Origin of the sequence: Fervidobacterium islandicum (genome assembly GCF_000767275.3) — a bacterium.
Taxonomy (GTDB): domain Bacteria; phylum Thermotogota; class Thermotogae; order Thermotogales; family Fervidobacteriaceae; genus Fervidobacterium; species Fervidobacterium islandicum.
The window spans coordinates 1,896,483-1,919,833 of record NZ_CP014334.2 but is presented as its reverse complement, the minus strand read 5'-3'; the positions used below and the strand labels follow the sequence as shown (position 1 = coordinate 1,919,833).

Here is a 23,351-nt window from a genome sequence, read left to right as displayed (position 1 = left end):
TCGGAGTTAGGTGCTCATCCCCAAAGTTAGGCTGGCTTTAACGTCTTGCCACACTGTCCCTACCCATCAGGACTGTTTAATGGCAGACGGCAGAGCATGGAACTTGAGCAGCATTCCATGGTGCCATGACCAGCCTAACGTAGCCGAAAGGCTGAGGGTAGTCAACCAGGGCTTTTTACAAGCCCGCCACTTCAGTGGTGGGTGGTTGACAGGATTTTTGACAAACAAGTAGCGTTTTACAAACGGCTGCAGCATAGAGGCTATTAACATCAATCCTAAGTTGTAGCCCAGATAAGCAAAGTATTCACCTTTCAGCCTAAAAAGGTAAACACTTCCCAGTAAACTTAGTAAGCTACCAACGAGAAAACTTACGACAACAGGGGTAAAAACCCTTATCGTTGTTATGAAAATGACTTGGACCCAGATGATAGTCAGAACAGTTAAAGAGTAAGAAAAAAGAAATATCTTCCAAATCTCAGTGATTTTGTTGAGCAAGAAAAAAACAAGTAAGAAAGTTGCAGAGGAAATAACCGCATACGTCAGAGATGAAACGTACAGTTCGTAAATCTTTTCAAATTCCTTTTTGTATATCAAGTCGGCCAGATACCTTGTTACAGAAGTGGATACGCTTCCAAAGAGTATTGTGGAGAAAATGAACGTGTATATAATTGCAGAGATGAAGAATGGGATTTCGTTTTGAGGGATGAGTAATTGTATGACAACAAGAGTAATTGAGGACATTATCCAAGGTCCAGCACTTACATTTGCTGAATAGAAAAAACCAAATATGTCAGAGAAGAACGAATTCCTGCTCAGTAATTTGTTGAGTTCGAAACCTATCCCCGCCATATTAACACCTTTCCAATGTTATTTGACCAACACAAAGAAATTATACCACACAGGAGAGTGAAATAAAAAAATACCCCCGGTCTATCAATCCGGGGGGTCTTGAAAAAGTTTTTCAACTCTTCCAAGGGGGGATAGGGGGGTCGCTGCACATATATTTTGCTATATCCAACGTAAAGTTTCAAGTATCCAAGTGTTAATGAAATGATACGATTGGCTCAAATTTGTGTTTAGCTCATCACTAAACACTTGGATATTTTGCAGCTTCACTGGGAAGTTAGAGCGTACGAGGGCATTGAATCCGTAAATATATAAAGCAAAGAAAGAAGAAAAGAAATAGTACTTAGCTCAGATTTGCATCACGTATCGTTTTGGTGTATAATAATATAAAACAACGAGCTTGTATTTAATATTTGGTTTGTGTGGCGCTTTCATTAATTTTCTTGTTTTTCTTTCATTTTTGAATGGTTATGATTTTTATTTCACATACTTTCGGAGGTGAACGGTGTGGTGGTTGTTTACTCAGCAGTCCTGCTTGGAGGACTCGGTTTTGCATTCGGTTTGTTTCTGTCGTACGTTTCAGAGAAGTTCAAAGTTGAAGAAGACCCAACGGTCAAGCTTATTTTAGAAGCGTTGCCAGGGATAAATTGCGGTGCTTGTGGCTACCCTGGATGTGAAGGATATGCAAAAGCCATAGTGAAAGGTGACAAACCAGATAAATGTTTGCCAGGTAAAAAATCAGGTGTGGAAGAAAGAATTAAAGAGATACTTAGCCAGCGTGCCAATGGCAATTAGTATGCTTCTGTATTTTAAGATGAGTTTAATTTCTACTTATTTTAGTAACGCGTTTTAGTAACGCGTGGATAACTCGGGGGATAGGGAATGCGGCTAGATTTTGATACTTCGGTAAATATTGTTGCGTTCTCGAAAGTATTTAGAAAAAAAGTATCCGAGATAGAAGAATACCTGCAATACGACACAAAACTTTTCGAAGAGTCGGCAAACTCTTCCTCTGTTTTACTCGACTTGGTAGGGAAATTGAAAAGTTACCTGAAAAAATCGGACGTTAGGCTGATGACTTACTGGGATGATGAATATCCAGATTTGCTCAAGAACATACCGGACCCACCGGTATGTTTATTTGTTAAAGGTAAATGGGAATATTTAGCGTATAACCTTTTTGCAGTTGTCGGAACACGCAGGATGACCAACTACGGGAAGCAGGTGACCGAAAAATTTTCCAGCGAGCTCTCTAAACATTTTGTAATCGTTAGTGGTATGGCTTACGGTGTTGATACGATAGCACACTCAAGTGCTCTAAAGTCGAACAAGCCTACCATTGCTGTGCTCGGTTGCGGTGTTGATGTTGTTTATCCGAAATCGAATAAGGTACTCTACGAGCAGATAATTGAGAATGGTTGTGTAGTTAGCGAGTATTTACCATGGCAAACACCACAGAAGTTCACTTTTGTTGAAAGAAACAGGATAATATCTGGACTTTCTGCAGGTGTTCTGGTCACAGAAGCGGGAATAGATAGTGGAGCGCTTATCACAGCAAAGTACGCACTCGAACAAGGCAGAGACATTTTCGCAGTTCCGGGCGACATCTTTAGAACAACTTCTCATGGAACGAATTACTTGATCAAAAGTGGTGCATTTCTTGTGACGGATCCAAATGATATACTTGAATACTACGGATTTAAGGAACACAGGATAATAGCCGAACTGACCGATGATGAAACGCAAGTTCTTAACGTTCTTGATGATGAAACGACAATAGAAGATATTTCGGAAAGGTTAAATGTACCCCTTTCACATGTTATGCTGGTTTTGACTACCTTGGAACTCAAAGGCCTTGTTTACCGAACAGAACGCAATACGTACTCAAAGTCTATACAGATTTAATGAGTAGATCGGGCTATGTGTGTTGTGCGGTAGGCACTTGCGGACTGTGATACAGATACGTGCTGCGTGACGTGTTAGGATTCAGAAAGGAGGCGAAAAAATGCGCCTTGTTCACACTGTAGCAGAAATGAAGAGAATAACAAAAGAACTACTTGAAGAAGGAAAGAGCATAGGCTTTGTTCCAACAATGGGTTATTTACACAAGGGACATTTAAGCTTGGTCGAAGCTGCTCGTAAAGAAAATGACGTTGTAGTTGTAAGCATCTTTGTTAATCCTACTCAATTCGGTCCAAACGAAGATTACAATAGGTATCCTCGAGACCTTGAAAGGGACTTGAGGTTATTGGAACCACTAGGTGTAGACTATGTGTTCAATCCAGCTGTTGAAGAAATGTATCCACCCATGTATTCAACGTACGTTGAAGAAATTGAGCTTTCAAAGTACCTCTGTGGTGCAAGCAGACCCGGGCATTTCAGAGGTGTGTGCACCGTTGTGACAAAGCTCTTCAATATAGTTAAGCCAACAAGGGCTTATTTCGGGCAAAAAGATGCCCAGCAGTTCAGGGTTTTGAGAAGGATGGTTCGGGATCTGAATATGGATGTTGAAATGGTAGAGATGCCCATTGTTCGAGAAGAAGATGGGTTGGCTATGTCTTCAAGGAATGTGTACCTGAATCCTGAGGAAAGAAAAGAAGCAACAAGACTGTACAAATCGCTTTTGAAAGCAAAAGAGCTTATTGAATCTGGAGAACGCGACGTGCAAAAAATCAAGAGTGAAATGCTCTGTATCCTTGACCACCCGCTGTTAAAGGTTGACTATGTGGAAATAGTCGATGAAGAGACTTTGCGACCTGTTGAAAGAATAGAGAAAAAAGTAATTGTGGCACTTGCCGTTTTTGTTGGTAAGGCAAGGTTGATAGACAACATGATTTTTGAGGTTTGAGTATCGGGGAATATAAGGCATCAGGTAAACAGACGAAAAGTGGGAGGTTTTGAAATTGATATACAAACTCGTATACGGAGAACCAGACATCGAAAGTGGTGCGGTGCTGAGTAGGTTCACTAACAAAATACCTTTGTCAAAATCCGATGAATTTATTTCATTATTCAGAGATTTTCAAGCACAAATTGAAGAGTACAACAGTCAGGTATTTTTTGTTCTAAAAAGGCAGTACGACTCAGACGGGTACTTCTTCGGATTTGGTGATAAGGTCGGTCCCCTTGATAGGAATGGGCGCAAGTACACGTTCTGGAATACCGATAATTTCACACACCATCCGAGTGCAGACCCTCTTTACAAATCCTTCCCGTTTTATATATACGTCTCAAAGGATCTGAAAACCAAATATGGCTGTTTCACGGACTTCCCGGGATATTTAGAAATAGACGTAAACTCGAATAACGATAATACTCTAACCTTCAGATCAAAAGGTAAGGGGTTTGTTCAGTACATAATTATCGAAAATTCAGTGAGAAAAATCGTGGAGCAGTATCTTAAATTGACCGGAAAGAATATAGCCTTCCCGGTTTGGGCTTTCGGTTACCAGCAATCCAGATGGAGCTACTTCAGTGAAAAGGAAGTTTTAGATATCGCTCGGAAGTTTAGAGCGAAAAAAATCCCTTGCGACGTGATTTATCTTGATATAGACTATATGGAAAAGTACAAAGTGTTCACTTGGAACAAAAAGAACTTCCCAAATTACAAAAAGATGCTAGAATCACTACACAAAGACGGATTTAAGGTGGTATCGATCCTCGATCCCGGAGTGAGGGTGGAAGAAGGGTATTTTGTGTTCGAAGAAGGAAAGAACAAGTACTTTTTAAAGGATCCTTCGGGGAAAGATTTTGAAGGTGCGGTTTGGCCTGGTAGGGTTAGGTTCCCTGACTTTTTAAATAAGAACGTTCGAAATTGGTGGGCAAAGAATGCAAAGAAATACTTGGACGATGGCGTAGATGGTTTTTGGAACGATATGAACGAAATTGCGATATTCGCAACGGAAAAGGATTTACAAGAGGCCAGAGAAAAACTGAAAGAAGCGAAGTTAGAGGACGGCATCAACCTTGCTGGTTTACTGGGAACAATAGGTGAAATAGGGCGCAGGGGACATGGCGATGACATTGTACACCTTGATGGAACTCCGCACTGGAAAGTGAAAAATGTGTACGGTCTCAACATGGTGCGTGCTACGTCCGAAATGCTTCAAAAAGAAAACAAAAGGCCTTTCTTATTAACACGCTCAGCTTACTCCGGTATCCAGAGATTTGGAGGAGTGTGGACTGGAGATAACCACAGTTGGTGGGAACACATCCTTCAGGAAATAGTGAGGCTCAATTCTCTAAGCCTTGCTGGCGTGTTTTATAGCGGATGTGATGTTGGTGGTTTTGGTGGGGATGTGAATGCACAATTGCTTATCAGATTCATGCAATTCGGTTTGTTCACGCCGATGTTCAGAAATCACTCAGCTATCGGAACAAGAAGGCAAGAACCTTGGGAATTTGGACCTGAAACCGAATCAATTCTCAAAGAAGTAATAAACTGGAGATATAGGCTGATTCCGTACATCTACACACAGTACATGATTGGTGTTCTTAAAGACAAACCACTCATGAGACCTCTGTTCTACGATTTTGAACAACCAGAGTCGTTCGGAATAGAGGATGAGTACCTATTTGATGATAGCATCTTGGTTGCTCCAGTGTACAGACCAAACGTTCAAAAGCGTGTCGTTTGGTTACCAAAAACAAGTATAGGAATTTTCGATAACAAAGTCTACAAAAAGGGTTGGAATGTTGTAGATACTCCTATTGAATATATACCGGCGTTTCAAATAGTGAATTCAGCCATTCCTACGATTGAACCAACGCAGTACGTTGACTTATCTAAAGTGGATAAGATAGTCTGGAAAGTTTTCAGGACATCGGAGCGCGCAAAGGTAACTGGATACCTCTACGAAGATGATGGTAGCACGTTTGATTACAAGAAAGGTGTCTATAACTTAAAACAGGTCACAGTGAAGGAAGGATATGTAGAAGTCAAGACCTTGAATAGTAAGTACGTGACAAGAGAACGTGAGTGGAAATTTGAAATCTTGGATTCCAAAGGACAGATGAAAAAGTTGAGTGTCGTGGTGGGAAGCGATGGAGAACTTAAGATTCCAATCCAATGAATCTTTGAATTTCGAAACACTTAGGGATTTTGTTGAATATATCCATAGCAGGCTCAAAGAAACGAACATTCTTTCGCAAAGGTACAGATTCGTTGCCGATGTTGTAAAGGTGAAACCGTACAATGGTACTTTGTATATCACTGTTTCACAAGAAGGTGAAGATGGGAAGAAGTTTGAGCTCACCGTTGTTGTATGGAAACACCTTTTGAAAGGCATAATGTCATACCTTTATGCTTTTGGAGTTAAAAGTATAAACGATTTGGAGCACAAAAAATGGGAGTTCCAAGGCAGGCTTTCTTTTTATCCAGACAGGTTTCAGTTCAGCTTTTGGGCTGATTCCATTGCACCGCAAGGTGAGTCGGATATATTAAGAAGAAGACAAAAGATAAGAGAAGAGTTGAGAAAGCAAGGATTGCTCATGGAAGTGACTCACGAACTTTCAGAACTCGAACCCATCAAATTGATTGCTGTGATTACTTCAAAAACCGCTCAGGGGTACTTCGACTTTCTTTCGAACCTTTTGGTTCCAGAAACCTATCGGCCTGTGATACACCTTTACGAATCTTCAATGCAAGGTGTATCGACAGCGCAGGAAGTCATTGCAGCGATGAACAGGATCGAGCTTTTCTGTAGGACCAACAACGTGAGGTACGATGTGATAGCGATAATCAGAGGTGGTGGGGGACCAAGTGACTTGATGTTCTTCGACGACTACGAACTCGCTGTTCGAATAGCGTACATGAACAAGTACATACCTGTCTTAACAGGAATTGGGCATGAAAAGGACGAGACTGTTGCCGATTACGTTGCCTGGAGACGCTTCCCAACTCCGACAGCTGTTGCAAAAGAAATTTCCAACCAGTTGAAAACTTACATTGACAACATGGAGAGGAGTTATAACGAACTAAGTCAAAAACTGGGAGCTATTGTTGATATAACAGAAAGCAAGTTGCAGTCTGGAACGTTTGGTTTCCTGAGTGATTCTTTCAAAAATAATTTAGTAAGATCGGTTCGTGATATAAAAGAATACGCTAAGTATTTTGTAAGCAAGATAAATATCTCCGACTTGGAGAAGAGGCTTTCAGTAGAATTTGCAACCAATGTTTCGAGGAACTTGGACTCGAGACTCTCTGAATTTGGGCAATTTGTAGACAATTCGTTTAGTACGATTAGCAAACAACTAACAGTGAACTTAGAAAGAAAGATTAACGAAGTGAAAACCTTTGAAAACATATCTACCCTTATGGACAAAAGCTACATAGCTTTTTACAACAAAACGGAAGGAGTTAGAGCGGAGCTTGAGACTATGGGAGGCCCTTTGAGAGCACTGTCTGTAGGTGGAGCGTTAGTTACAAAAGATGGCGAGATAGTTAGCAGCGTTAAGCAAATAAAAAGTAAAGACATTGTGAAGGTCAATTTTGTAGATGGTCAGGTAACTTCAAGAGTGATTTGATATTTTAAATCCCAAAACTTTGTTAGGAGGGCATATAAACATGAAAGTAGCGGAAACGTACGACATTGAAAAAATATTATCGTTGGCTGAAGAAGAGATCAACAAACTCACTTTCAAAGAACTCATGGAACTTATTGATACAATTAAGAACTACTTTATCTCTTCAGAACTCGATATTGAAAAACAGATAGAACTTTACGCGAAGGCCATACTTCTACTCACGAAAGCCAGGGAAAAGCTTATAACGATCAAAAAACAGAAAGAAGAAATCGATAGAAAGTACGAAGAATTTTTGAAGAATGTAGAAGAGTAAACAAGCCGAAAAAACTAAAAGTAGGGGGATACATATGCTCGAAAAGACGGACAAGAGTTTCTTCAAAAAGTTCCCAATTGGTTACGCTTTAACGCTTGCTGTGGGGGTTGCTCTTCTTTACTTGGATTTTTCTTTTGTATCGATACTCAAAGACTACATGACGATCGTTGATTTTACGAGAATAGGTCTCAGCATCATCTTAATTGCGTCCGGTATTTTTGAAATCATCGCTTATCTTTTTAGTTTTGTTCCAACTTCCAGATACGATAAAAACATCGAAGAATTGAAGACAATTGTTGTAAACCAAATCAGAGAGAAGGGACATTCTGTTCTTGGTGAATTTCTTTCATTCCGGCCATGGATGGAAAGTGAATACTATGCAAAATCAAGGCGCGGAGTAACAAAGTATTTCTATCCTGTTTACTACGTTGTACTTTCAACCGCTAACAACGTACTTTATGTTACTGAGGTCAGGCTTAATATACTCAATAAGAGTTTTCATATGGTTGGATACAATATTTTGCCGTTGAAATCGATTATTTCTGCAGGCGTAGTCCAAGACAGAATCCTCTTTTCAACACTTTCAGGCGAGGATGCAGCAACTACGTATTTCTTGGAAGTAAGAACTATTGGCGGAGTTGTTAGAATCCCCGTCTTCGAGGAGGAAATCAGTAGCAAATTTGGTGATATCAGGGATATTCGTGACGATGTTTTCAGAAAACTTACACTAACTGTGCAGCTTCTTACACAACAAAAATCAAGTTAATAGTTCTTCTAATAGATGAGCAGACAACAAGCATACTTGTTTTTGATAAAGAATAAGTGCCATTTTTTGAAAAAAACTATTGCAAAATGTTCCCATTTGTCTAAAAAATCAATTCTAAGAAACTTGTAAGTTACAACCAAATTGTGGTATAATACATGTTAGTCGACTTTCTACATGCATTATTGTCGCCTAAAGTGTAACTGAGAAAATTCAGGGCTAAAACTCTTAATTAAAAAAGTAAATCGAATTCTAAAGATACAGCATTGAAGGAGGACTGGTAGATTTGGACCCCATTCTCAGCGTTAGAAACTTGAGCACTTGGTTTTATCTCGAAGAAGGTGTACTAAAAGCGGTTAACGATGTGTCGTTTGAACTGTCCCAAAACGAAGTTCTTGGAATTGTCGGTGAAACAGGTTCTGGCAAGAGTATCACCGTTCGAAGTATTATGAGGCTTATCCACCACCCTGGAAAAATAGTTAACGGTCAGATTATATACAGGGGTCGTGGGAAAGAGGAAGATATCGTCAAGATGGATGAAGACGAGCTTACACAGATCCGAGGTAAAGAGATATCCATGATTTTCCAAGACCCGCTCACTTCGTTGAATCCACTTTACACCATCGGGGACCAGCTCATGGAAACGATTATGCAGCACCAAGATGTAGATAGGGCAACGGCTTGGAAACTTGCTGTTGAGATGTTGAAGAAGGTACAAATCCCGGAACCGGAAAAGAGAATGAACTCGTACCCATTTGAATTCAGCGGCGGAATGAAGCAAAGGGTGGTAATAGCTATTGCACTATCATGTAACCCAAAGATACTCATAGCCGACGAGCCAACAACAGCACTCGATGTTACTATACAAGCCCAAGTTCTCGAATTGATGAAAGACTTACAAAAAGAATTGAAAACTGGAACGATTTTTATCACACACGACCTTGGCGTTATTTCAGCTATGGCTGATAGGGTCATGGTCATGTACGGTGGAAGACAGATGGAATTAGCCCCGGCTGAGGACCTCTTCCACAAACCGATGCACCCATACACCAATATGCTCTTGAAATCCATCCCGAGGGTTGATATAAAACAGGATAAACTTGAATCAATACCAGGGCAGCCACCAAGGATGATAGATGTGCCCGACGTCTGTCCGTTTGCCCCAAGGTGTCCAAGAAGGCTTGACATGTGCGCAAAAGAGCTGCCACCATTCACAGAACTCGAACCTGGACACTTCGTTAGATGCTTCAACCCAGTAGAAGTCGGAGGGGATATAAATGCCAAGTAATGAAGTTATCATAAGAGTACAGAACCTAAAAAAATACTTTCCTATATACAAAGGCTTCCTTGTGAAGAAGCACGTTGCTGATGTTAAGGCCGTTGATGATATTTCTTTTGAAGTCAAAAGAGGAGAAACATATGCACTTGTCGGTGAATCCGGCTGTGGAAAAACAACAACTGCGAGGGTTATGTTGAGGCTCATAGATCCAACAGATGGAAAAATCGAAGTTATGGGGACAGATATTTCCAAACTATCAAGAGAAGAACTCCTGCCTTTCAGAAGAAAAATGCAGATAGTCTTTCAGAATCCAATTGGTTCGCTGAACCCAAGGATGACGGTCGGCCAGATTTTGACAGAACCCATGCTCTTCCATAAGATCGCAAGCAGTAAAGATGAAGCGGACAAAAGAGCAATAGAACTCTTACGCATGGTTGGTTTAAAACCGTTTCACATGGACAGGTACCCACACCAGTTCAGTGGAGGTCAGAAGCAAAGAATAGCTATTGCAAGGGCACTTAGTGTTGATCCAGAGATTATATATTTAGATGAGCCAACGTCAGCACTCGACGTTTCTGTTCAAGCTCAGATAGTGAATCTGCTTTTAAAATTCCAAGAAGAGCTTGGCCTGACGTACGTTTTTATTTCCCACAACCTCGCACTTGTCAGGTTCATCAGCCATCAGGTTGCTGTTATGTACCTAGGAAAGATCGTGGAGATGGGGGATGTTAACGAAGTTTTCGATAATCCTGTCCACCCATACACAAAAGCCTTGCTCTCTGCTTCACCAATTCCAGATCCAGCGATTGAGAAGAAGAGAAAGAGGATAATACTTACAGGAAACGTTCCAAGCCCGATAGCAAGGCCAAGTGGTTGTTTCTTCCACCCGAGGTGTCCATTTAGGATGCCTATATGCGAGAAAGAATACCCAGAGATGAAATCCGTTTCTTCAAACCACCAGGTTAGTTGTCACCTGGTAGATAAAAGGGAGGTGTAGGTATGAGGAAGGTTCTCGTAGCGCTTTTGTTGACGCTTGTTGTTTTCTTTGCATTTGCGAACTACCTTGGTTATGACGCAACAGGTAAAAAGGGTGGAACACTCATTATTCCAACACTCAGCGGTCCAAGGACCGTCAACGACACAGTTTCCAAGGAAACAAGTTCTTCGGATGTTATTGCTATGTTCATGAGCTGGGGTGGAACACTTATTGAAAGGTCAGCCATCGATGGTAAATTCTACCCAGCACTTGCTGAGAAATGGGATGGTCCAAGGCTAACAAAAGATGGCGGCATGGAAATCATTTGGTACCTCAGGAAAGGTGTAAAGTGGAGTGATGGAAGACCATTCACAGCAGATGACGTTGTCTTCACACTTAACGACATCTACACAAACCCAGATATTCCAAGCTCGTTTAAAGACGTTATAAAGAGCACAAATGGTTATCTACCAAAAGCAACGAAGATCAACGATTACACCGTCAGAATGTACTATCCAGAACCATTCAGGCTTGCTCTTAGGTACCTTGGTGGAATGTACATATTCCCGAAACATATAGCAGAAAAATGGGTTAAGGAAAAGAAATTTGCAGAATTCTGGACAGTCGATGCAATCAACAAGAAAGAAATCGTTGGCTTGGGGCCATTCATTCCCGTTGAATACGTTCCAGACCAGTACGTCAGATTTGTTGCTAACCCAAACTACTGGAAAAAGACAAAGGACGGCGTGCAACTTCCATTCTTGAACGAAGTTGTTTACAAGATAATCTCCACACAAGATGCTCAGAAACTCGCATTTGAAAAAGGTGAAGTTGACATCTACTCGCCAAGGGGAACAGAATTCAACTACTTCAAAGAAAATGAAAAGAAGTTCAACATCACGGTTTTGGCATACGGTCCAGCTTACGGTACGCAGTTCATAACATTCAACTGGAACAACAAAGATGCTGCCAAGAGAGAATGGTTCAGAAATGTCCACTTCAGAAAAGCAGTTGCGTACGCGATGGACAAGAAAAAGATGATAGATACTCTCTTCAACGGACTTGCAGTTGAACAATGGTCACCAGTTTCTATGGCATCGCCATACTACAACGATAAAGTTACTGTGAAATACCCATACGACCTCAACAAAGCAAGAGCAGAGCTCAGACTTGGTGGATTTAGCTGGGACAAGAACGGAAGACTTATCGACAGCAAAGGTAGACCAGTTAAATTCATTATTGAAACAAACGCCGGTAACACGGTCAGGGAAGGTATGGGTAACATCATAACAGCAGCTCTTAAACAACTCGGTATGGATATAACATTCGTTCCTGGCGACTTCAACACACTTGTTAACAGAATGCTCAACGTAGGTGACTGGGATGCCATCATCATTGGTTTGACAGGTTCCGATGAACCACAGGGTGGTGGGAACGTTTGGGCAATTGACGGTTCACTCCACTTCTGGAACCTCTCACCGAAGGTAGCAGACTGGGTTGATCCAAATGCTTATTGGCTACCAGACTTTGAAAAGGAAATCGACAAGATATTTGCTGAAAACGTTAGAATACTTGATGACAACGTCGTGAAAGACTACTGGGCGAAATTCCAGAAACTCGCATCTGAAAATCTCCCACTTATTTACACAGTCAACTCACTCAGGCTCTTTGCATGGAGGAACACCATTAAGAACGTTAAGATAACAATGCTTGGCGGAACAACATGGAACCTTGACTGGCTCTGGAAAGAACAATAATTTAAGCTGATTGTGTTGAGAGGGCGGGCCTCGCCCGCCCATTATTAGATTTTAGGCTTTTTGGAAAGTAAGAAAGTTAAATTAACAAAGTATGTCGAGTAACCATTAGATAAACAAAGGGAGAGGTGAACTGGGTTGATAAAATATATCGCACGTAGACTTATTATAATGCTGCCAGAGTTGTGGATAATAACTATTATCGTTTTTGCACTCATTCAGTTATCACCTGGAACATTTTTGGATCAGTACAAACTTGATCCCTCTATTTCGCAAGAAACATTGAAGGCTATGGAAAAAGAGCTTGGATTGGACAAACCGGCTATAGTTCAATATTTCTACTGGCTTGGTAAGGTAGTTAGAGGTGACTTCGGTTACTCTTTCTACTACCGAAGACCTGTTGCTTCGCTTATCGGTGAACGTTTGCTTGGAACGTTTGTTTTGTCACTTTATTCTTTTGTCCTTTCTTGGATCATCGGCGTTGTTTTAGGTATTGTATCCGCATTAAAAAAGTACACGCTTACCGATAAGATTCTTACAGTTGTTGCATTTAGTGGTCTTGCACTCCCCGGTTTCTTCCTTGCGCTTGTGCTTTTGTACATGGCTGCGCGGACCGGTTGGTTTCCAATCGGTGGTATGTACAGTCCGGAAACATCCCGACTCGACGTATGGAATGCGTTTAAAGACATCTTTCGGAGGATGCAATTACCAGCCTTTACTTTGACTTTCGGTGGTTTTGCCGGTTTGATGAGGTACATGAGGGGTTCGTTGCTTGATGTTCTCAACGAAGATTACGTTGAATTTGCAAGAGCGAAAGGAATGCCCGAAAGGGTTGTTATATACAAGCACGCTTTAAGAAATGCCATCAACCCGTTAATCACTATGTTCGGTTACAGTCTTTCAGGTTTGTTGAGTGGAGCCGTTATAACTGAGACAATCTTCTCATGGCCAGGACTTGGTAGGTTGACTTATCAAGCCTTGCTGCAAAAAGACTACTATGTTGTTATGGCAAGTACAGTTATCGGAACAGTATTGCTTGTCTTAGGAAACTTAGTTGGTGACATCTTACTTGCCGCGGTTGACCCGCGCATAAGATACGAGTAAGTAGTGAGGGAGGCTTTGAGATATGGCTGAAGATAAAAAGAAGAACATCAATCAGGTTCCTCAGCAAGAAGTTACTGGAGAAAATGTAGCTGATAGTACGGAAAGTATTGACTTCGAAGAAGTCTACCTTACGCGTGGGCAACTGATGTGGCGAGCTTTCAAGAAGAACAAGCTAGCGATGTTTGGTATGTGGGTTCTCATAATCATGTACATCGCAATGATTTTTGCAGACTTTTTGGCACCGTATGATCCATTTAAACAGAATCTCAACCATTCTTTGAAGAAGCCAACAACAGTAATGATGAAATACAACGTAGCGGACCTCAAGACAACAATGTCGCCGTATGTTTTACCTGAGGTCAGCTATATTGACAAGCTTGACTACACACAGAACTTCAAGACAATGCTTTTCCCAAGCAGGATTAAGTTGAAACTCAAAGACGGGACAGAGCTTGCAGTGATTGACAAGCATGTGGTTGAAATTAAGGAAGACGGAACGATTGTTCCAAAGTACCTTCCAAAAGGTAGAAAACTTGATGAAAAATTTGTCCTTGCTGAATCTATAAAGCTCGTTGTCAGAACCATTGCTTATGCACAAGTCGATGGTCAATGGGTGCAGTACAAAGACGAAACTGAGGATGTCGATGCTCTTGTCTTTGGTGTGGATAACAGCATCCTGGAAAAAGGCAAGAACGAAAGAATAACTGAATCAAGAACAGCAAGGTCATTCGTCGCTCAAAACGAGGGTTGGAAGTTTGGGTTCTATGCCATGAACGAACAAGAAGCAATGAACCGCTTAACGGCTGTTAAGCTCGAACAAGACCTTGTTGGTATCAAGTATTACGATGCAGATTTCAACGAACATGAAATATCACTCGATGAAGCACAGATTGTTTCCTACGACTACAAATTCTATCCAGTTAAATGGTTTGTCAAATCATGGGGTCCTGATAGTACTGATCCGGAACGTGTTGGATATCTATTCTGGATCATCCCACTTCACTATCACCTCTTCGGCGTAGACAACTACGATAACAACGAATATGTTTCTATCAACATATTTGGTGCAGACAGATACGGTCGAGATGTCTGGAGCAGAATCATATTCGCATCAAGGGTTTCACTGACGATTGGATTCATAGGCTTGTTTGTTACACTGGTGCTTTCACTCTTCTTCGGTGCTCTCGCAGGTTTCTATGGAGGAATTGTTGACGAAGTCATAATGAGATTCTGTGAAATCTTAATGGCAATCCCAGGATTCTATCTGTTGCTCCTGCTGAGAGCTGTGTTGCCCATAGACCTTCCAAGTTCACAAACGTACATGCTTTTGATATTCATCCTTGCGTTCCTTGGTTGGCCAGGTAGGGCAAGGATCATCAGAGGACAGATACTTGCGGAAAGACAGAGAGAATACGTCGAGGCAGCTATCGCTCTCGGTTTTCCAGACACAAGGATCATGTGGAGACACATCATACCAAACCTCGCAACGTACATTATCGTGAGCTCAACGCTGTCAATTCCGGGATACATACTTGGTGAGGCCGGACTTTCGTACCTTGGGCTTGGTATAAGAGAGCCGTCTGCATCTTGGGGTAACATGCTAACCGCAGCTCAGGATGTTTACATACTTGAAAAGGTTCCGTGGTTACTGATTCCAGGCGCATTCATATTTGTAGTCGTTCTTGCATTTAACTTCGTCGGTGACGGACTCAGAGATGCATTCGACCCAAGAGCGCTTGGATGATTGAAAAAGATAATGAAAAAGTGGCGGGAGACCGCCACTTTTTTGTTCATTGATATTCGACTTCAATTTTCATAGGAATTTTGGCTGCGGACACACACGACTTTAGTCACGACCAAGCAGCCTCTACCATCCTTTCAAACATCAGTGTCTTACTTCTCTCAATAACCCTTAGCTTCGTATACTTTACACTATCGCTTATCTTTTCACCACTAAGCTCACTAATCGAAAAGTATCCGCTACTCCTTAGACCTGTTACAATCCCTATTTTGCCTTCACACTCAACTTTATCAAACCTTCTAAACCCTCTCACTTGTTTAATTGTGTTTACCGGCCTTTTCCCACCTTTAATTGGGTTAGCTTTATGCAGCAACCTGTTTTGCCTTCTGAAGAATTTACCAAAATACCATTCGCTTGCTCTTCTTTGAATACTCCCGCCAGCTATCACAAATGCATCATCTCTGTGCGACTTCTCAAGTCCATACATGTCCCGTCTTTCTTTTGTAATACTACCATACGTGATTTCGACATGGTAGTTTTGCCTGAGTTTGTTGACTATGTGCCATCCAATCGTTGAAACGTGTGCTGCGTGCTTAAACACCTTTATTTGCTCTAATCTTGATTTAGGTATCTTTATCTTGCCTTCGTGCAACATCTTGTGTTCTTCCACCGTTAGCACTATTAAGTTGCTTGGCGTATCAGTCCCACCTTCGCTTCTTGGAATAATGTGGTGGACTTCCAGTATTCCAGTTTTACCAGACAGTTCAGACTTGTATCCAGCTCTCCAAAGGCAGTACTCTCTTACATCAGCAAATCCTTTCTGCGGACCGTTTTGGTAATCTTCTCCTTCTATGTCTGGATTTTGTACTTTCTGGATATCAAATGGTGCAACTTCCACAACGACTTTTGTTATTGGTATCATCTTAGCAAGTTTGTTGATGATTCTCACATGAGCATCTACTTTCCACTGCAAACTTGGAGGCAACCAACCATCTTCCTTTCGTCTGTTTAGAAATCTGGGTTTGCGATATCTTGTTTTTCTGTATCTTCTGAACCTTCTATGTTGCCTGCGCTCAAGTAGTAACTTTTTGATATCTTGTCTAAGCTGGACTTCTGCAGAGAATATTTCTTCTTTGTCAGTAACAGCAGACACACCTACAGTCTTAGAACCTATGTCTATCCCAACTGTGACAGGTTGTGTATAGCTTGTTGTTTCGTACAAAAGCTGGATGGTAAATGGTTCTCTGTTTACCACCTTTGCCAGTCCTTGTTTCAAGAGCCTTCTAACCTTTCCATGTCTTTTGGTTGGCATGAGCGGTTTTCCATCTTTTGAAATCACGAATACCATGCGGTAAGCCTCCTATCGGAGTTAGGTGCTCATCCCCAAAGTTAGGCTGGCTTGTCGTGTCTGCCACACTGTCCCTACCCATTAGGACTGTTTAGTAGCAGACGGCAGGGCATGGAACTTGAGCAGCATTCCATGGTGCCGTGACCAGCCTAACGTAGCCGAAAAGCTGAGGGTAGTCAACCAGGGCTTTTACAAGCCCGCCACTTCAGTGGTGGGTGGTTGACACTTCAGCCAATCGATTATTTCGTGAACATATCCAAATGCCAGTGCAACAACCGTGTCTGCCCCACCGTAATATACCGCAAGCCTACCGGTATCCGCATCGACCAATGCAGCGACAGGGAATACGACGTTTGGCACATCGCCGACGCATTCATAGAGCGTTTGAGGCGATAAGAGATACGATTTCGAGCGTTTTATCACCTTCCAGGGTTTATCAAGGTCCAGCAAAGCAGCTCCAAAACTGTAAACATATCCATTGCAGGATAGAAGTACGCCGTGATAGATGAGCAGCCATCCTTCGTCGGTTTCTATTGGCACAGGTCCAGCTCCGATTTTTAAAGACTGCCAAGGTGTATAGCCAGCAGCCATAACAAACCTGTGAACCCCCCAGTGCACCATGTCAGGGCTTTCGCTGTAGAAAATATCTCCGAAAGGTGTGTGGCCTTTATCGGAAGGCCTGCTGAGCATTGCGTATTTTCCGTTAATCTTCCGTGGGAAAAGAACACCGTTTCTGTTGTATGGAAGAAAGGCATTTTCTATTTGATAGAATTTCTCAAAATCGAAAGTGTATCCCACACCTATCGTTGGTCCATGATATCCATTGCACCACGTTATCCAGTAACGGTCATCGATAAAAACCACACGCGGATCGTATTTATATTCGCTTTCTATCTCGTCTTGAGTTTCTTGAATGAACTCAATAGGCTTATCGTCTATCTTCCAATGAATCCCATCATTGCTGAATCCTCTTCTAATATTCATCCTCCTTTGCCTGTCGTCCACTCTAAAAACTCCGGCAAATCCATCTTTAAAAGGAACAACTGCACTGTTGAAAATACTGTTCGAATCTTTGGCTTGGTCTCTGCGTATAATTGGATTTTTCGAGTACCTCCACATAACGTCACTACAACCTTCAGGCCTATCTTCCCATGGAATGTTTGGAAGACTTGTCGCGTGTATTTTCATCTAAATCCCTCCAGTTCCTTAATTGTTAAGGATTAATTATTAATTATTCCCAACCACAGCGGTTGCCAGCGGTTCGATCCATTTTTCAGCCCACCTATCGTATATGCCAAACCCTGCACAGAATTCCCAATACGCATAGGAAAAACCAAACTCTTCAGCGGTTTTTCTCACAGTTTCCGTCCATTTGACTCTTGAATCCATGTCCGCCTTCGAATAAGCACCAAATTCGCCAAGAAAGATAGGCACGTTATTCTTTTTTGCCCAGTCACTAACGTATCTGAAATGATTTTTGATCTGATTTACTTCCCAATCCTCCCCGTTCCACTTCACACCAACTGGTGGAACAGGATTGACCCATTCAGCACCCTGATGTGTGAAATTGAAAGGTTCGTAGTAGTGAAATGAAACGATGATACGTTTATCGTTCACTAATTTCAAACTGCTTATCGCACTGTAATGAGCCCAGTTCGGAACGTCGATGATAACTACTCTGTCCGGATTGCTCTCTCTAATAACCTCAAGCACCTTTGGATAGAGCTTGTTCCACTTATCGCCTGTTAAGTTCTGCGCAGGTTCATTGTAGATTTCGAAGAATAACGTTTCAGGATAGTCTTTGAAGAAACTGGCAACTTGGCGCCAGATTTCAACCAGCACTCCACCATATTTGTCTGGGTCTTGGTAGAGTTCTTCGAAATGATGGGTGTTGATAATCACAGTAAGGTTATTCTCAAGTGCCTTATCTACTACATGTTTAACCCTTTCGAGAAAATATTCTTCGATTTTGTACGGCGGTTTATCGGAAATGTGCGCCGACCATCTTATGGGAATCCTTACAGAGTCAAATCCCCTTTTCTTTATGACTTCGAAGTATTCGTCCTCTATTCTAACTCCCCATGCACCTTCAACCGGTGCTTCCAAAGCATTTCCTATATTTACTCCTTTCCCAATCATTTTATTCAATTCAAAGACAGACTTGCCTTTGGTTGATTGAACCATATTCTTCTCTCCTTCTTTAGTTTTATCTTTATCGCACTGGGCCGATATCAAAGTGAATGCGGAAATGACCAATAAAATAATCAGAAGATAATTCCAGTTACGCCTTTTCATATCGATCACCTCTCGGTTTGATAAAAAATCGAAAACGATTTTACTTCTGCATGATATTCCTTACAGAAGCACGTTCTACGAGGTTTGTTGGAAGTACGACGTTTCGGTGGATGTTTGGTCCAGTCTTTAGAATTCTCTCAATTAGCAACTGTGCTGCGGTTTGACCCATCTCCCATCTCGGCTGGTGAATGGTTGTAAGCGGTGGATACAAGAATTCCGAATAAGGAGCGTTGTCGAATCCAATTATAGAAACATCATCCGGAATCGAAAGGCCCGATTCCCTGAGCGCGCGCATGGCACCTATAGCTGACCAATCGTTTATAGAAAAGACGGCTGTGAAGTTTTTGCCGAATTTTTTCAGGTGTGTCGCAACCGCTTCGTACCCGTGTTCCGGCTCATACCCTTCATTCTCGCTGAGATAGATTTCCACATCCTTGTGTTTATCCAAGAACTTTCGTATACCTTTCTCTCTTTGCACAGCTGCGGGTGAGTAATGTGGACCTCTCAGGAACAGGATCTTCTTATGGCCGTTTTGATATAGATATTTCAGTGCAATTTTTGCTCCAGAAAAATTATCTATGTTCACGGAATCGCACAAGATTTCTTCGATGTAGTAGTCCAATGTCACTATCGGGACACCGCTCTTGATGAAAGGTTCTATGTAATTTACACCACCAAAAAGTTCGCATAATATGACTCCGTCGATTTTCCTTTTGAAGAACTGATCCAGTACGTGTTTCTCTGCTTCTGGCATCATCTTTGGAACGGATACCATCACTTCAAAACCATGCTTGCTTGCGTAATCTTCAATTGCCATAGCGATTTCGTTGTAGTGGTATCCCCTTAAATCTGGTAATAAAACGCCTATTGTGTAAAGTAACTCCGATGCCTTCCTTAAAGAAGGCATCGGCTTGTAACCAAGATGTTTGACTGCACGGAGGACTTTTATTCGCGTCTCTTCACTGACGTTTTTTGCACCGTTCAATACCCTTGAGACTGTTGCGATCGACACGCCCGCCGCTCTCGCAACATCGTAAATATTGGGCATTGGAACACCCCTTGTTTATTTTATCAAAATTTCATGAGTCCGTACGGATCATACCCCTTGAATTGGTCAATACTCCTTGTCTTGGCAATTTCTCTAAAGACGTACATAGAAGGTCTTGGTATGTATAACTTCTTTTCGAAATCCGTGTAGGCAAGGCCAAATCGCTTGCTGTATCCCTTTGCCCATTCGTAATTATCAACTATCGACCAATGCAGGTATCCTCGGACATCAACACCCTCGTTCATCGCCTTTTCTACAGCGTATAGATGCGATATGAGCACCTGTGCACGGTATTTATCGTTTTGGTCGGCAATACCATTTTCCGTTACAATCAAAGGTTTGTTGTACCTTTCGTATATCGCCTTGAGTAAGTAATAAAGTCCTTCAGGATAGATCTCCCAACCAAATTCACTTGCTGGTCTACCTGAGAGTGCAAAGCCACCTTCTTGACATGCATAACCGTATCCTCTCACAACGTACCAGTTGAGTTCGAAATCTTGAATCTCGATAGGCTTAGGTAGTTTATCAATCATGGCGCGGGTGTAATAGTTGACACCGATGTAGTCGACTTTATCTTTTACTTGATCCATGAAATTCCAATTCGCAAGCCACATAGCGTTCTCAAATATTTCACTGTTGTTTGGCTTGAGTGTATCGTACCAGGTGAAAGAATAGATAACACCAACGGGTTTATCAGTGTGTCTTTTAATAGCATCGTAAGTCAAATTATGTGCAGTTGCTTCATTTCTGAGACTCTTGATGTACCATTCAGGATTGAAATAGCTTGGTGGGAAGCCTGCCAGTATTTGGAAATAACCGAGCTGAGCAACAACATGCGGTTCATTCATGCTTGACCAGTAATCGACAATATCACCAAATTTCCATGCGATGTATTCGGCGTACTTTGCAAACTCAACCGGCGCATCATCACTTACCCAACCGAGCTTATCCGTAGGTTTACCTTTCCTAACCGCCAATGGATCGTGTAACCACAACGGTAGCGTGAAATGATTCAAGTTTACGAAAACCTTTAATCCCTTTGATTTCATATCCTCCATGATCTTTCTGTAATGTTCAACTGCGTCTTTATTTGCGATACTATCAAGCTTTTCGAGCATCCCCTCACCAAAAGGAATTTCCCTTGTTGAACTTGGGAATATTCGTGACCATTCGATACCTATCCTGAGAGTATCCATCCCGAAATCAACTGCGAGCTGATGTATCTTTTCATAACTTTTCCAATAACCTGCACCGCTTTCTGGCAAATCACCACTCACGATGCCGTTTAAAAGATTCTCAAGGTCCCTGACCCAAACGAACCAGTCGGTTTGAGTATCAAGCTCACTTGGGTCGTTAGGATTTCCCATTTCGAACTGGAAACCCGAAAGCGAAGCACCGAACATGAATGAATTTGGAAACACAAAGATCCCTCCCTAAAGTTTGTAGTATTTAGACCGGACTTCATTTCAGACTTTCGTGCATGCTACGAAATGACCATTCTCTACTTCTCTTAGTTCCACATTCTTGCAGTTGGTATCTCCAAGTGGGCACCTGTCGTAGAACTTGCAGTATCCTTTTGGCACGTTTTTCCCTTCAAGAGCAATACTGCTTTTTTCCCATTTCTTGTGAAGTGTGGGAACGGATTCCAGGAGCATTTTTGTGTACGGATGGAGCGGGTTATTGAAGACTTTTTCAGTCTCGCCGTGCTCCATTATACTTCCTCGATAAAGAATTATAGTCTTGTCGCTTGTATAGTAACCAAGTGAAAGATCGTGAGTAATGAACAGAACTGAAAGTCCTTTTTCCTTCAACTTTATCAGAGTGTTCAATACATCGATTCTGGTAGAAGCATCAAGCATACTTATTATCTCATCAGCTACCAAAAATTTCGTTTCCATAAGCAAAGCACGCGCTATAAGAAGTCTCTGAAGTTGTCCACCGCTTAGCTGGTGCGGAAATTTACCCAAAACTTCTTTCGGATTCAAACCGATATCTTCGATGACTTTTTGCAATCGCTCTTGCCAACTGCTGCGCTTGACATCCGGATAGAATTCCTCCCTAACCATCTCAAAGACCCTGTCTACCTTGAAAATCGGATTGTACGAGCTAAAAGGATCTTGGAACACCCCCTGCACATGGCGGTAGTATTCCTTTAGGTTTTTGAAGGATGATATGTCAAAAGCATTGTAAAATATCTTTCCAGAAGTTGGTTTGATCAATCTCAGTATAAGTTTTCCAATGGTCGTCTTTCCGCTGCCGCTTTCCCCTATAAGGGAGACTATTTCCTGATCTTCTATTTTAAAGCTCACATTGTCAACTGCGTAAAACTTTTCCCTTCCAAATGGACCGATTGGATAGGCTTTCGTCAAATTCACTATCTCAAGCATTCGCGTTCACCTTCCAGCAGTACGCAACGTGATCTTCTTCTATCTGAACTTTTGGAGGCTCTTCGTCACATTCTTTCCCCCTCAACGGACATCGTTCTTTGAATCGGCAACCGGTAGGTGGATTTAAAAGCTGTGGTGGTTGCCCTGCTATACCGGTCAGGAGTTTTTCCGTATAGCGCACTCCCACCTCTGGTAATGAATTCAGAAGCATCCTTGTGTAGGGATGTGCGGGATTCTCGATAAGTTGACGAGTTCTGCCTATTTCAGCTACCTTACCGGCGTACATGACCATTATCCTATCGGCAATTTGGTATAACACCGAGAGGTCATGAGTTATAAATATCATTGATTTGACTATCCCATCGTCTTTAAAACCCTTAATCATAAGACAAACCGCTTTTTGCGTCGATACATCGAGCGCTGAAGTTATTTCATCAGCTATCAGCAAGGATGGATTAAGCAAAGTAGAGATAACCATAACCGCACGTTGTTTCATACCTCCTGAAAGTTCTATTGGATACATTTTCAAAACCTTTTCGGACAAATTGACGTACTTTAGCCTTTCAATTAGCCTATCCCAAACACTTTCAGGTTCTATACCTTTACTAATTAGAACGTCACTTACGTAAGTTCCAAGCTTTTTGGTAGGATTCAGTGCATCCATCGCGTATTGTGGAATTATAGAGATTTTCTTGAACCGAAAGTCGTTCATTTTCTCGAAATCATCTATCGGAAGTTTTTCACCGTCAAGTTGGACGTCCCCACCGAAATAATTCAACGGTGGCTTGAGCAATATTAAGCCATTTCCAAGTGTTGATTTCCCGCATCCTGACTCACCTGCAAGACCAAGCAACTCTTCATCCCTTACCTCGAAGCTCACATCGTCAACAGCTTTAACAAACCCTCTCAATGTCTTGTAGTACAATTTGAGATTATCAACTCTTAGCATCTACATCACGACCCCTTTAAGCG

20 protein-coding genes are annotated in these 23,351 nt (G+C 41.8%); 12 read left to right on the top strand and 8 right to left on the bottom strand.

What is annotated here, in order from left to right; translation table 11 throughout:
• Positions 1-66 precede the first annotated feature (66 nt).
• The gene (gene pelG / locus NA23_RS09205) at positions 67-849 is read right to left on the bottom strand and encodes an exopolysaccharide Pel transporter PelG (protein WP_236938363.1); all 783 of its coding nucleotides are present in this window, start codon (positions 847-849) and stop codon (positions 67-69) included.
• A gap of 504 nt (positions 850-1,353) precedes the next feature.
• Here pelG and NA23_RS09200 point away from each other — a divergent pair.
• The 12 genes from NA23_RS09200 to NA23_RS09145 all read left to right on the top strand — a co-directional run bounded on the left by NA23_RS09200 (position 1,354) and on the right by NA23_RS09145 (position 15,304).
• Complete coding sequence (locus NA23_RS09200; RefSeq protein WP_033192306.1) at positions 1,354-1,641, top strand: RnfABCDGE type electron transport complex subunit B; 288 nt, start codon at positions 1,354-1,356, stop codon at positions 1,639-1,641.
• A gap of 87 nt (positions 1,642-1,728) precedes the next feature.
• Positions 1,729-2,751: a DNA-processing protein DprA gene (dprA, locus tag NA23_RS09195; RefSeq protein WP_033192307.1), complete on the top strand. Its 1,023-nt coding sequence runs from the start codon at positions 1,729-1,731 to the stop codon at positions 2,749-2,751.
• A 100-nt stretch (positions 2,752-2,851) separates the two neighbouring features.
• Positions 2,852-3,694, top strand: a complete 843-nt coding sequence (panC, locus tag NA23_RS09190; protein WP_033192308.1) for a pantoate--beta-alanine ligase — start codon at positions 2,852-2,854, stop codon at positions 3,692-3,694.
• 55 nt (positions 3,695-3,749) lie between these two features.
• On the top strand, positions 3,750-5,918 hold the full coding sequence (locus NA23_RS09185; protein ID WP_033192309.1) for a TIM-barrel domain-containing protein: 2,169 nt from the start codon (positions 3,750-3,752) through the stop codon (positions 5,916-5,918).
• The gene (gene xseA / locus NA23_RS09180) at positions 5,890-7,371 is read left to right on the top strand and encodes an exodeoxyribonuclease VII large subunit (protein WP_033192310.1); all 1,482 of its coding nucleotides are present in this window, start codon (positions 5,890-5,892) and stop codon (positions 7,369-7,371) included. Before NA23_RS09185 ends, xseA begins: the two co-directional genes overlap by 29 nt.
• A 40-nt stretch (positions 7,372-7,411) precedes the next feature.
• Complete coding sequence (locus tag NA23_RS09175) at positions 7,412-7,684, top strand: exodeoxyribonuclease VII (protein ID WP_176759468.1); 273 nt, start codon at positions 7,412-7,414, stop codon at positions 7,682-7,684.
• Between the two features lie 34 nt (positions 7,685-7,718).
• On the top strand, positions 7,719-8,450 hold the full coding sequence (locus NA23_RS09170; protein ID WP_033192311.1) for a hypothetical protein: 732 nt from the start codon (positions 7,719-7,721) through the stop codon (positions 8,448-8,450).
• 283 nt (positions 8,451-8,733) lie between these two features.
• Positions 8,734-9,735 carry an ABC transporter ATP-binding protein gene (locus tag NA23_RS09165; protein ID WP_033192312.1) on the top strand — a complete coding sequence of 334 codons (1,002 nt, stop codon included), beginning with the start codon at positions 8,734-8,736 and terminating at the stop codon, positions 9,733-9,735.
• Entirely contained in the window at positions 9,725-10,723 is a 999-nt protein-coding gene (locus NA23_RS09160) for an ABC transporter ATP-binding protein (RefSeq protein WP_033192313.1), read from the top strand. The genes NA23_RS09165 and NA23_RS09160 overlap by 11 nt, the downstream gene beginning before the upstream one ends.
• 2 nt (positions 10,724-10,725) lie before the next feature.
• The gene (locus NA23_RS09155) at positions 10,726-12,459 is read left to right on the top strand and encodes an ABC transporter substrate-binding protein (protein WP_033192314.1); all 1,734 of its coding nucleotides are present in this window, start codon (positions 10,726-10,728) and stop codon (positions 12,457-12,459) included.
• Between the two features lie 135 nt (positions 12,460-12,594).
• A complete protein-coding gene (locus NA23_RS09150; RefSeq protein ID WP_033192315.1) occupies positions 12,595-13,560 on the top strand; it encodes an ABC transporter permease in 966 nt (321 codons plus the stop codon).
• A 22-nt stretch (positions 13,561-13,582) separates the two neighbouring features.
• Complete coding sequence (locus NA23_RS09145; RefSeq protein ID WP_084384085.1) at positions 13,583-15,304, top strand: ABC transporter permease; 1,722 nt, start codon at positions 13,583-13,585, stop codon at positions 15,302-15,304.
• Positions 15,305-15,410: 106 nt separating this feature from the next.
• Here the strand turns inward: NA23_RS09145 and iscB are convergent, their stop codons facing one another.
• The 7 genes from iscB to NA23_RS09110 all read right to left on the bottom strand — a co-directional run bounded on the left by iscB (position 15,411) and on the right by NA23_RS09110 (position 23,328).
• Positions 15,411-16,649: an RNA-guided endonuclease IscB gene (gene iscB, locus NA23_RS09140; protein WP_033192316.1), complete on the bottom strand. Its 1,239-nt coding sequence runs from the start codon at positions 16,647-16,649 to the stop codon at positions 15,411-15,413.
• Positions 16,650-16,838: 189 nt separating this feature from the next.
• The gene (locus NA23_RS09135) at positions 16,839-17,837 is read right to left on the bottom strand and encodes a glycoside hydrolase family 130 protein (RefSeq protein ID WP_033192317.1); all 999 of its coding nucleotides are present in this window, start codon (positions 17,835-17,837) and stop codon (positions 16,839-16,841) included.
• Positions 17,838-17,876: 39 nt separating this feature from the next.
• On the bottom strand, positions 17,877-18,944 hold the full coding sequence (locus NA23_RS09130) for a glycoside hydrolase family 5 protein (RefSeq protein WP_052107242.1): 1,068 nt from the start codon (positions 18,942-18,944) through the stop codon (positions 17,877-17,879).
• Between the two features lie 40 nt (positions 18,945-18,984).
• Positions 18,985-19,992 carry a LacI family DNA-binding transcriptional regulator gene (locus NA23_RS09125; RefSeq protein ID WP_033192318.1) on the bottom strand — a complete coding sequence of 336 codons (1,008 nt, stop codon included), beginning with the start codon at positions 19,990-19,992 and terminating at the stop codon, positions 18,985-18,987.
• 23 nt (positions 19,993-20,015) lie between these two features.
• Complete coding sequence (bgaS, locus tag NA23_RS09120) at positions 20,016-21,413, bottom strand: beta-galactosidase BgaS (protein WP_033192319.1); 1,398 nt, start codon at positions 21,411-21,413, stop codon at positions 20,016-20,018.
• A gap of 45 nt (positions 21,414-21,458) precedes the next feature.
• On the bottom strand, positions 21,459-22,379 hold the full coding sequence (locus NA23_RS09115) for an ABC transporter ATP-binding protein (RefSeq protein WP_033192320.1): 921 nt from the start codon (positions 22,377-22,379) through the stop codon (positions 21,459-21,461).
• Complete coding sequence (locus NA23_RS09110) at positions 22,372-23,328, bottom strand: ABC transporter ATP-binding protein (protein ID WP_033192321.1); 957 nt, start codon at positions 23,326-23,328, stop codon at positions 22,372-22,374. The genes NA23_RS09115 and NA23_RS09110 overlap by 8 nt, the downstream gene beginning before the upstream one ends.
• Positions 23,329-23,351: the final 23 nt, after the last annotated feature.